Raw genomic sequence first — 10,870 nt, 5'->3', positions numbered from 1 at the left:
GCGCCGCCGAGTCCGTTCTGGGTGATGTTCTCGCCGGTGACCGCCTTGACGACGTCCGGACCCGTGATGAACATCTGCGACGTGTCGCGGACCATGAAGACGAAGTCGGTCAGGGCGGGGCTGTAGGCGGCGCCGCCCGCGCACGGGCCGAGCATCACGCTGATCTGCGGGATGACGCCGGACGCCTTGGTGTTGCGCTGGAAGATGCCGCCGTAGCCGGCCAGCGCGGAGACGCCCTCCTGGATACGGGCGCCCGCACCGTCGTTCAGCGAGACCAGCGGCGCACCGGCCGCGATGGCCATGTCCATGATCTTGTGGATCTTCGTGGCGTGGGCCTCGCCCAGCGCGCCGCCGAAGATCCGGAAGTCATGCGCGTAGACGAAGACCGTGCGGCCCTCGACCGTGCCCCAGCCGGTGATCACACCGTCCGTGTACGGCTTCTTCGACTCCAGGCCGAAACCGACCGCACGATGCCGGCGCAACTGCTCGACCTCGTTGAACGACCCCTCGTCCAGGAGCAGCTCGATACGCTCACGCGCGGTCAGCTTGCCCTTGGCGTGCTGGGCCTCGGTCGCCTTGTCGCTGGGTCCGCGCAGGGCCTGCTCACGGATCGCGTGCAGCTCGGCCACGCGGCCGCGGGCCCCGCCGGGCTGCTGTGCCGGTGGCGGGGCAGTCACCTTCGCCATATCACTCCAGTCCTCTTCCTTCTGCGACCGGAACGAGGAGGTCGCACCCCCGGCCATAGAGGGACTTTAACAAACCGCACGTGCGGTTTATAGATGTAGTGCCACCCAATATATGTGGTCAGCGCCAGCCACCGGGGGCCGTGTAGGCCCGTGCGGACCTCCACGCCTGAGGGCGCCTCGCCGACACCGGCTGCGCGTCGCTCCGCCCCGCCCTGCTGCGGGCGATCAACACCGCGGCAACGGCAGCGAGTTCATCGGGGTCCGCCCGACCGCGCTCCACCCTCAGCACACACTCTTCATCACTCATCCGTCCCGCGCTCCCTTCGGTCCACGTCGAACCGACGGTGCGCCCGCGCGCTCGAGAGCCACTAAGACGCCGCTAGAGGTCCAACCGAACCGAACGGGCCCCAACTGGCTGCCGCACGGCCTACGCTGCTGGTCGCCGCCGTCGTAGCGAGGAGCAGCGCACAACTTCTTTACGATCACCACGAAGCATCTGGAAATTAAACCGGGTGGTATGTATCTTTATCGCGGGCTCCACTTCCGCCCAAACAAACAGCGAAGCCAGGGGGAATCCGTGTCCGCTGAAACCTTCCGTATGAACCGCGCGATACCCAGCACGGAGCACAGCGAGAGCGGCCTGTCAGTGGCCACCGGTTCCACGGCCTTCCTGCGCTATTCCACGCTGACCACCACCGTCCCCAAGGAATTCGTCCACCGCGCAGGCGTGGCCGAGGTGATGCTCACGGACTGGGCTCGCAAGGGTGACCTGCACTTCTCCGTGGCGGCCCAATGGCCGCGAGGACACGCCTTCTTCACCCCCGTGGCCGGCTGCCACGACCCGCTGATCTCCGCCGAGACGATCCGTCAGATCGGGTCCCTGCTGGCCCACGCGGAGTTCGGCGTCCCGCTCGACTTCCAGTTCGTCATGTGGGACCTCGCGCTCGAGATCACTCCTGCACACATGACGATGGGCGGCGCCCCCGCGTCCTTGGAAATGGACGTCATCTGCAAGGACGTCAAGCGGCGCAACAACGCCCTCGCGGGCATGCGCTACGAGGTCGTGATCCGCCGCGACGGCCAGGTGGCCGCCACCGGCGGCGCCGGCTTCACCTGCATGCCCCCGAAGGTCTACCGCCGAGTACGCGGCGGCCGCCTGGCCGAATCCGTGCACGCCCTGCCCCTGACTGCCCCGACCGCGCCGCAGGCCGTCGGCCGGTTGTCCCCCCAGGACGTCGTCCTGTCCGCGACCTCTCAAGAGGACCGCTGGCAACTTCGGGTGGACACCCGCCACCCGATCCTGTTCGAGCACCCCGTCGACCACGTTCCGGGAATGACGCTCCTTGAGGCCGCCCGCCAGGCCGCGGTCTCCATCGTGGGCCCTCACTCCCTGCCCGTCGCATTTGCAAGCGAGTTCATGCGCTACATCGAACTCGACGAGCCCTGCTTCATCGAGGCCCGTCGCATTTCCGGCGACAGTACGCGAGTCCTCGTGACCGGAAGCCAGAACGATGAACTCGCCTTCTCGTCCGTCGTGACGATGGAACTTCTTCCTCTCTGAAATCAATATGACGCAGGCTCTGGAATCCCCGACGATTCCAGAGCCTGCGTCATTTGCCAGTGTCACCCATGCCAATCAAGATCCCCCCGGACGTCACGTTCACGGTCAAAGAATCATGTCCGTCAGGTAAAGGCAGTGCGATTTCCCCGGGCCCAGTCGCGGAAAGTGAGCGCGGCACGGCCCGTCAGTGAACACATCGTGCCGTCCACCGCGGCTTTCGCCCCCGCCTCCTGTCTGCGCGCACTGCCCAGCAGTGCTTCGGCAATCGGTTCCGGATACCGCTCCAGCAGCCCGGCGCGGGCCTGTTCGAGCGACAGTTCCTCGAACCGCAGCGGCACACCGAGGACCTGCGCGAGCTGCTCGGTCTGCTCGGCGGGAGTGATCGGCTCGGGGCCGGTCAGCGTGTACGCCTTCCCCGCATGGCCTTCCTCGGTCAGCGCGCGCACCGCGACCTCGGCGATGTCCCGCGGGTCGACACACGCGTTGGCCGATGCCCCGTACTGCGCCCGGACGACCCGGTCGGACCGGATGGAGCCCGCCCAGGAAAGAGTGTTGCTCATGAAGGCGCGCGGCCGCAGCAGTGTCCATTCGATGCCGGAGGCGAGCAGCAACTCCTCGGTCGTGCGCTGCCACCGGGTGATGAGGTCGACGGCGTCCGGGTCGAGCACGGCCGCCGCCGACAGCTTCACCAGCCGTCGCACGCCGACCGCCTGTGCCGCACGGAAGAGCCGCAGGTCATCGTCGCCGCCCACCCGGTTCGTGATCACGAGTGCCGCGCTGACGCCCTGCAGCGCGCACTCCAGCGACCGGGGGTCCTCGTAGTCGGCGGCCACGACCTGCGTCTCCTCCCCCGGCGCCACGACCTTGGCGGGATCCCTGGTCATCAGGCGGACCCGCAGTCCGGCGGGCAGCCGCCGGACCACCTCGCGTCCCACCGTCCCCGTCGCTCCGGTCACCAAAATCATCAGGACCCTCCCCCAATCACACGACGCCCGGCCGACGTCTCTTCCTTCGGACACATGGGCCGAATCCGGCCGCGATCCAGTAAGATACCCACTGGACGGTTTTTATTGGCTCCAGATCCCTCAACTGAAAGAGACCCTCATGGCAAAGCAAGACCGAGCCATCCGCACCCGGAGGGTGATTCTTTCCGCTGCGGCCCAGGTCTTCGAGCAGCGTGGCTTCCAGGCAGCGACGATCAGCGAGATCCTCAAGACGGCAGGCGTCACCAAGGGAGCCCTGTACTTCCACTTCCCCTCCAAGGAGGACCTGGCCCAGGGGGTCCTGTACGAACAGGACCAGCAGGACGTGGTCCAGGACCAGGCCTGCAAGGTCCAGCAGCTCATCGACACCGTGATGTTGCACGCCTACCGCTTGCAGACCGATCCGATGGTGCGGGCGGGCGTGCGGCTGTCGCTCGACCAGCAGGCCCACGGCCTCGACCGCAGCGGACCGTTCGTGCGCTGGTCCCAGATCGTGCGCAGACTGCTCAGCGAGGCCCAGGAACAGGGTGAGTTGCTCCCGCAGGTCGTGGTCACGGAGTCGGCGGACGTCACGGTGGGTGCCTTCGCCGGCGTGCAGGCCATGTCCCAGGCCATGTGCGAGCACAACGACCTGTTGGTCCGGGTCTCGGCGATGCTGCGCCACCTGCTGCCCAGCATGGCCCACCCGTCGGTCCTGACGTCCGTGGAACTCGGGGCGGACCGGGGCGAGGTCGTCGCCCGGATGGCTGCGGAGTCCGGAGCGCAGCAGCCGGTCGAGGTCAGCTGAGCGCATCGGCCAGGTCGCACTCCACCGTGCCCGGAGCGGAACGCGAAGGCCTCCCCCGCTCACCGAAGTAGACGGTCAGGGCGCTCGACAGCGCGTCGCCTCCCGGAGCCCAGGCGATGTACCCGTCGGGCCTGACCAGCAGTACGTCGCAGGGCAGTTCCGGCGTCACGTCGGCCTGCACCACGTGCAGCAAGCCCTGCCATGCCTGCGCCTGTCGCCGATGTCCCTCGCGGTCGCCGCCCGTGAGCAGCAGCAGCGGGCGTCCCTGACGCAGCAGGCCGATCACGTCCGTGCGCCCGTCGGCGGTGTCGATGACGGCATTGTCGAGGAACCTGCCCTCCCAGCGCGACGGGTTCCGGGTGAGCGAGGGGAGCACCGTGTCCTGCGCGCTGACCATCGACGCGAGTGCGTCCCCGAACGGCCCTTGCGCCAGCATCCCCGCAAACATGTCGCGCAGCGGGTCGAGTTCGGGCTCCGGGCGCATCAGGGAGAGCTGGGCCCGCGCGTTGTCGATGATCCGTCGGGCGGCGGGACGGCGCTCTTGTTCGTAGGTGTCCAGCAGCCCGTCACCCGCGTTGCCCTGCACCGTGAGCGCCAGCTTCCAGCCCAGGTTGAGCGCGTCGAGCAGCCCCGTGCTCAGCCCTTGGCCGCCGATCGGGAAATGTACGTGCGCCGCGTCCCCGACCAGCAGGATCCGCCCGTCGCGATAGGCGCGGGCCAGCCGGGCGAAGTCGCTGAACCGGCTCAGCCACTCGGGTTCCGCCATGGCGATGTCGCGGTCGGCGATCCATGAGACCTCGTTGCGCAACTCGGTCAGGGTGAGCGGCAGATGGCGCGCGGGGTGCGGTCCCGCACAGTTCAGGGTGCGCAGCCGCAGGCGGCCCCCGCCCGCGTCCTTGGCGATGATCCAGCCACGCGGCGTCCGGTGCCACCCCGGGCGCAACGCGTCCTCGTCGACCAGTCGTACGTCGCCGGCCATCGCGGAGACCGTGGCCGGGAACGAGCGGGACGCGATGCCGGCCTGCGTGCGGACACCGCTCCTCGCGCCGTCCGCGCCCACCAGGTACGCCGCCGTGAAGGACACCTCCCCCGACGGCCCTTGCGCCACGACGTGGACCTCGTGCGGCGACTGTCGTACGTCGGTCACCCGGTGGTCCCGCAGGACCCGTACACCGGCATCCCTGGCCCGCTGTTCAAAGCGCCGTTCGAGCTCTTCCTGCGGGCACTTCAGGAGAGGATCGGGCTCGGCGGCGGGCGCCGAGAGGGTCAGCCCGGGTATTCCGGCGAAGTGGAACGTGCTTGCCCGCCGTGTGGCGGTCGCCGGGCCGGCCGCGGCGGGCAGGTGACCGCGGCGCTGAAGGCTTTGCACCGTGCGTGCGTGCAGCGTGGTGGCCCTCGGTCTCCTGGAGACCGCGGTCCGTGCCTCCAGGACCACGGTGCGTACGCCGAGGCCCGCCAACTCGCAGGCCAGAAGCATGCCTACCGGCCCGCCCCCCACGATGACGACCTGTGGCCCCGTGCCGTTACCTGTCATCATTTCCCCCCTCCGCCGAGGGCGGACGCCGTCACGTGCCGCGTGTGACCGGCCCGCCACAGTCCGGAAAAATATACCGGTTGGACGGTTCTCTGCAACGGTCACGGGAAGCGAGCAATCCGAACGACAGGGCATCCACGACGTCTCACCAGCCTTGCACTGAGCCGGAGTTGACGATCACGCGGGAGGGGCGCAGCGCTGTCGCCCGTCGGCTGTTCCCGCCGTCATCAGGCGATTAGAAAACCTGGCGAGCGGTTTATTATGATCCCTGAAGCCGCGTCGCACGCCCCTCCCCCACCGCTCGACCCCGGAGGCTCAGGATCTCCCGTGCACTGTCGATTCCCTCACGACACCTTGAAAACAAAACCGGGTGGTAGGTATCTTGTACTCCGTTGCCAGCGACTGAAGCGACGCTGACCCCCAACATAGGACGGTGCCCTTGCCTCGCGCTCGCTGACTCTTCAAGGGAGTTGAGTCGCTTCGGTCGCTGTCCACGAGGCGTGGTCGTTCGATCTATGAGCACATCTGATCCGATATGCACTATATAACGACACGACAGAACCTTGCCTCAACCGACCGCGCCGTCACTTCCGTATGGCTAGTGTGAACCGGACACTGAGTCGCTTGAGTCGCTCGGGTCGCTGGCATGGGGGATACACATGGCTTCTGAGCTGCGAGGAAGACCCAGCAACTCAGGGAACCCGAGGGTCGCTCCCCTTGATGGCGAAACGACTCTGCGCGAGGCGGCCGCGACGGCGGCCCATGGTGCGAGCATCGCATGACGTCACACTGCAACGAGACGCTTCTCGCCCCTGACCTCCAAGCGGACCGGGCGGACCACACGCAGGAACTTCTCCCCGAGAGCCTCACCGACCGCGGCAACGCCAAGCTGTTCGTGAAGTTCTACGCGAACGACTTCCGGCACGTCCCCGGCCTGGGCTGGTACCGCTGGTCCGGCAGCCGTTGGCAGGTCGACGAGGACGACGGGGTCCTGTGGGCGGCCGGTGACCTCGCGGAGGCGATCTCCACCTCCGACCCCCGTGGCGTGTACTCCGATGCCGCTCTGTGGCAGCACCGTTGCCGAGCTCTGAGCACCACGGGTATCAACGGAATGCTGACGCAGGCGAAGTCGGCTCCGGGGATGGTGCTCAACGCGGCGCGCCTGGACGCGGACCCCTACGCCCTGTGCACCCCCCAAGGCATCGTCGACCTGCGCACCGGCCTGAGCAAGGTCGCAGACCCCGACAGGGACTTCCACTCCCGCTCCACCACGGTCGCGCCGCAACTGATCGTGACGCCTCGTTGGGAGAGGTTTCTGGCCGATACGTTCGGTGATGATGCCGAGGGCCGGGAGATGGTCGATTTCCTGCAGCTGCTGCTGGGCTACTCGGTCACCGGTGACGTGGGTGGTCAGGTCCTGCCGTTCCTGTTCGGTTCGGGCAAGAACGGCAAGTCCGTCCTCCTGGACGTCCTGATGAAACTCCTCGGCGACTACGCCGACGCCGCCCCACCCGGATTCTTGATGTCGGGTCCGGGTGAGGGGCATCCGACGGATCTGGCGGAACTGCACGGCCGTCGCGTCATCGTGTGCAGCGAGGTCAGGGCCGGTGACAAGTTCGACGAGTCGCGCATGAAGCTGCTGACGGGCGGCGATCGGATCAAGGCGCGTCGGATGCGGCAGGACTTCTTCAGTTTTCAGCCGACCCACAAACTCTGGCTCCTGGGCAACCACCGCCCCGAAGTCGGCACCGGAGGCTTCGCCTTCTGGCGCCGCATGCGACTCATCCCCTTCGAACGCGTCGTCTCCGACGAACGAAGGATAGACAACCTCGCGGACGTCCTGGTCGGCGAGGAGGGGCCTGGAATCCTCCACTGGCTGATCCAGGGGGCCTGTCGCTACCTCGCCGGCGAGAAGGACCTCACCGGCCCCGGACGCATACAGGTCGCCACCACCGCGTACGTGGAGACCGAGGACCACACCGGACGCTTCCTCACGGAGTGCTGCGCGCTGGGCCCCGCCCTGAGAGCGGAGCAGACCCGGCTCCACGCGGCGTACCGGTCGTGGTGCCGGGTCGAGGACGTGCCCCCGATCGCGTCGCGTGCGCTGGCGACGCGCGTCCGGGAGACCGTGGGGCTCGCTTCGCCGAAAGCGATGATCCTGTCCAACCAGCGCAAGTACTACCCGGGCATCGGCCTGCTCACCGACGCGAGGGCGGCGTAGGTACGCGGCGGCTCGGGTCTACGACGGCAGCGTTATGTTCAGTTCCTGCATGGCCGTCGACGGCGGTCCGCCTTCGGACCGTTCCGTCTTGTAGCCCTTGACCCGCGCGGCGAGTGTGCGCGGATCCACGGCCTCGGCCGGCGCACCGGTGGCGTACAGCCCGCCGGGGGCGCTGTCGCGGTCGTGGGGCAGCAGCCAGAAGACGCGGCGGCGGAAGGTGCCGGACGAGCGGGACGCCTTGGCCTTGGGGCCGAGGACCGCGTAGCCGACCATGCGTCCGTCGCGGTGGTAGGCGGGTTTCCCGCGGCGGGTCGGGAGCCGGTCGAGGCTCTGGCGTACGTAGTCGAGGTCGGTGATGTCTTCCAACCAGACGAGTTCGGCCTCGTGGTTGATCTCATCCTCGGTGATCAGGGAGCTCATGCCCTTGCTTCCCTTTCCTCGTCGGTGAGCAGGCCGATACCCGGGTAGTACTTGCGCTGGTTGGACAGGATCATCTCCTTGGGCGAAGCGAGCCCTGCCAGTTCACGGGCTCGTGCCGCGAAAGCGCGTGAGGACATGGGGGGCGCGCCCTCATTGTGGCACCACGACTTGTAGGCGGCGTAGAGACCTGTCTGCTCGGCGCGATGGTCCGGGGCCAAGGTGCAGCACTCCTCGAAGAAGCGTCCGGTGTGGTCCTCGGTCTCGGCGTACGCGGTGGTGGCGATCCGCACACGCTCGGGGCCGATGAGATCCCGCTCTCCCCCCAGGTAACGGCGGGCGCCGTCGATGAGCCACCCCAGGATCCCAGAACCTTCTTCCGTGACGAGGATGTCTGCGAGGTTGTCGATTTTTCGTTCGTCGGAGACGACGCGTTCGAAGGGGATGAGTCGCATGCGGCGCCAGAAGGCGAAGCCTCCGGTGCCGACTTCGGGGCGGTGGTTGCCCAGGAGCCAGAGTTTGTGGGTCGGCTGAAAACTGAAGAAGTCCTGCCGCATCCGACGCGCCTTGATCCGGTCGCCGCCGGTGAGGAGTTTGACGCGGGCCTCGTCGAACTTGTCGCCGTGCTTGACCTCGCTGCACACGATGACGCGGCGGCCGTGCAGTTCCGCGAGGTCGGTGGGGTGTCCTTCGTAGGGGCGGGCCATGAGGAATCCGGGTGGGGCGGCGTCGGCGTAGTCGCCGAGGAGTTTCATCAGGACGTCCAGGAGGACGGACTTGCCGTTCTTGCCGGAGCCGAACAGGAACGGCAGGACCTGACCACCCACGTCACCGGTGACCGAGTAGCCGAGCAGCAGCTGCAGGAAATCGACCATCTCCCGGCCCTCGGCATCATCACCGAACGTGTCGGCCAGGAAGCGGTTCCAGCGCGGGGTGTTGACGTGCTGGGGGCCGACGGTGGTGGAGCGGGAGTGGAAGTCCTTGTTGGGGTCGGGGGTCTTGATGAGGCTGGTGCGCAGGTCGACGATGCCTTGGGGGGTGCACAGGGCGTAGGGGTCCGCGTCCAGGCGCGCCGCGTTGAGCACCATCCCCGGAGCCGACTTCGCCTGCGTCAGCATCGCGTTGATGCCCGTGGTCGACAGGGCGCGCCGACGGTGCTGTTGGAGGGCTGTCGTGGTGAACAGGCCTCTCGTGTCGTGGGGGGCGATGTTCTCGGCGAGGTCACCGGCTGCCCACAGCACCGTGTCGTCCTCGTCGATCTGCCAGCGTGTGGTGTCCCAGCGGTACCAGCCGATGCCGGGGACGTGCCGGTAGTCGTTCGAGTAGAGCTTCACGAAGAGCTTGGCGTTGCCGCGGTCGGTGAGGGTGTCCGGCAGCAGCCCGTTCGCCGTCGCCGGCGCGTCCGATGACGAGGCGTCGGCCTGGGCGGGGAGCGGGACGGCACCGGCGCCACGGATCTGGGCGGCCACGGCGGCGGGGTCGAAGTCGAAGAGTGTCTCGTTGCCCGGGGTGGGGGACGTCACGGGCAGCCTCCGTCGGCGTAGAGGGGCCGCTTGAGTCCTGCAGTCAGTCCACTGACGATGATTTGTTCCGCACGGCGCTCCTGTCCCGGGCGCGCGGCTGAGGCGGCCGCGCGCAACGCCTCCTCGGCGGACTCGCGGGGCAGCCTGTCGGCAGCGATCAGGCCGCCGATGGTGAAAGCGGCCCGATTGAGTGCGTCGGAGAAGCCCGCGCCTTCGGCCACGCGGCCGCACTCCTCGACCGGCGCCAGGATGGCGGCGAGGGTCTGCCCGGTACGGGAACGCCCTCCCCCGGCGGCCACGACGGCCTGCTGGGCACGGGGCGGGACGGGGCGCGGGGCAGGGATGTTGGGCGCGGGCAGGTGCCCGGTGCGCTCGAGCTCCTGGGCCAGCCACTGGGGCAGCGCTGCCGGTTCCCGGACCTCGCCGATGGCGGTGTAGGTGCCCGCGGCGGTCGTGGTGCCGGGAGCGATGATGTAGCCGCCGTGAGCCCTGATGTCGACCTGCCAGGCGAGGGCGCGACCCTGGCCGGACCCGGTGGAGCACTGCCAACGCCGGTAGTCCTCCGCCCGGTACCAGACGTGCAGTCCGCCCGAGGGGGTGCGTACGCGCAGCGTGGAGGCGTCCTCGGCGGGGCTGGGCTGGTCGCGCAGTGCGGCCAGGACCGCCAGCGAGTGATAGCCCGTTGCGAGGCCGGTGAGGTCGATGTGGTCGGCGATGGGGATGCCAGGGAGGATCCGGTGGCGGCCGGGAGGCTGCGCACTGTGGGCGTCTACGTCGACGACGACAAGGCCTGCGGGGCCGCAGGCCACTCCCACGCCGAAGTCGGGCTGGGCCGCCCACCATTGCTGGATGCGGCGCTGATCGAGGGTGGCGGCGTGGAAGCCGTGGCACCAGCGACCGGCGGGCAGACAGGGGCAATCGGCCGGTGTGTGCGAGGTGTTGCGGCAGTGGTCGCAGTTCCTGGCCGGCGTCTTGCGGCCAGGAGACAACGGGTGCACGGGCCAGCCCCGGCGGGCACACCACAGGGCTGTGGCCAACGGGGAGGCAGCGACGGGGAGGTCGAGAGCAGGACGTCGCGAGTCGCTGCGGGGAAAACGCAGCTCAGAGGGCATGTACTTCTCCTGTAAGCGACCGAAGCGACTCAACGACAGACACAGC

10 protein-coding genes are annotated in these 10,870 nt (G+C 68.3%); 3 read left to right on the top strand and 7 right to left on the bottom strand.

Features of this window, described 5'->3' with window-relative positions; all coding sequences use genetic code 11:
* On the bottom strand, window positions 1-686 hold a 686-nt coding region (locus G3I40_RS18195), incomplete at its 3' end, for a carboxyl transferase domain-containing protein (RefSeq protein ID WP_275410197.1).
* A gap of 118 nt (window positions 687-804) precedes the next feature.
* Complete coding sequence (locus G3I40_RS18190; protein WP_164303193.1) at window positions 805-993, bottom strand: acyl-CoA carboxylase epsilon subunit; 189 nt, start codon at window positions 991-993, stop codon at window positions 805-807.
* Window positions 994-1,263: 270 nt separating this feature from the next.
* On the opposite strand from G3I40_RS18190, the gene G3I40_RS18185 reads away from it, so the two are divergent.
* Window positions 1,264-2,247 (top strand): ScbA/BarX family gamma-butyrolactone biosynthesis protein, encoded by a 984-nt coding sequence (locus tag G3I40_RS18185; protein WP_343244951.1) that lies wholly within the window; start codon window positions 1,264-1,266, stop codon window positions 2,245-2,247.
* Between the two features lie 122 nt (window positions 2,248-2,369).
* On the opposite strand, the gene G3I40_RS18180 is transcribed toward G3I40_RS18185, so the two are convergent.
* Window positions 2,370-3,212 (bottom strand): NAD(P)H-binding protein, encoded by an 843-nt coding sequence (locus tag G3I40_RS18180; RefSeq protein ID WP_164303192.1) that lies wholly within the window; start codon window positions 3,210-3,212, stop codon window positions 2,370-2,372.
* A 139-nt stretch (window positions 3,213-3,351) separates the two neighbouring features.
* Between G3I40_RS18180 and G3I40_RS18175 the strand changes: the two genes are divergently transcribed.
* A complete protein-coding gene (locus G3I40_RS18175; RefSeq protein WP_164303191.1) occupies window positions 3,352-4,017 on the top strand; it encodes a ScbR family autoregulator-binding transcription factor in 666 nt (221 codons plus the stop codon).
* On the opposite strand, the gene G3I40_RS18170 is transcribed toward G3I40_RS18175, so the two are convergent.
* Window positions 4,010-5,554: an FAD-dependent monooxygenase gene (locus G3I40_RS18170; protein WP_164303190.1), complete on the bottom strand. Its 1,545-nt coding sequence runs from the start codon at window positions 5,552-5,554 to the stop codon at window positions 4,010-4,012. The two genes, G3I40_RS18175 and G3I40_RS18170, sit on opposite strands and share 8 nt — an antisense overlap.
* 775 nt (window positions 5,555-6,329) lie before the next feature.
* On the opposite strand from G3I40_RS18170, the gene G3I40_RS18165 reads away from it, so the two are divergent.
* Window positions 6,330-7,772, top strand: coding sequence for a phage/plasmid primase, P4 family (locus G3I40_RS18165; RefSeq protein WP_164303189.1), 1,443 nt, complete (start codon window positions 6,330-6,332; stop codon window positions 7,770-7,772).
* A gap of 18 nt (window positions 7,773-7,790) precedes the next feature.
* Here the strand turns inward: G3I40_RS18165 and G3I40_RS18160 are convergent, their stop codons facing one another.
* The 3 genes from G3I40_RS18160 to G3I40_RS18150 are packed head-to-tail and all read right to left on the bottom strand — an operon-like array spanning window position 7,791 to window position 10,824.
* Window positions 7,791-8,192 (bottom strand): DUF6009 family protein, encoded by a 402-nt coding sequence (locus G3I40_RS18160; protein WP_164303188.1) that lies wholly within the window; start codon window positions 8,190-8,192, stop codon window positions 7,791-7,793.
* Window positions 8,189-9,712: a phage/plasmid primase, P4 family gene (locus G3I40_RS18155; protein ID WP_343244950.1), complete on the bottom strand. Its 1,524-nt coding sequence runs from the start codon at window positions 9,710-9,712 to the stop codon at window positions 8,189-8,191. Before G3I40_RS18155 ends, G3I40_RS18160 begins: the two co-directional genes overlap by 4 nt.
* Window positions 9,709-10,824 (bottom strand): bifunctional DNA primase/polymerase, encoded by a 1,116-nt coding sequence (locus G3I40_RS18150; protein WP_164303187.1) that lies wholly within the window; start codon window positions 10,822-10,824, stop codon window positions 9,709-9,711. The genes G3I40_RS18155 and G3I40_RS18150 overlap by 4 nt, the downstream gene beginning before the upstream one ends.
* Window positions 10,825-10,870: the final 46 nt, after the last annotated feature.

Source organism: Streptomyces sp. SID14478 (assembly GCF_010548525.1).
Classification (GTDB): domain Bacteria; phylum Actinomycetota; class Actinomycetes; order Streptomycetales; family Streptomycetaceae; genus Streptomyces.
This window is presented reverse-complemented; position numbering and strand designations above follow the sequence as displayed.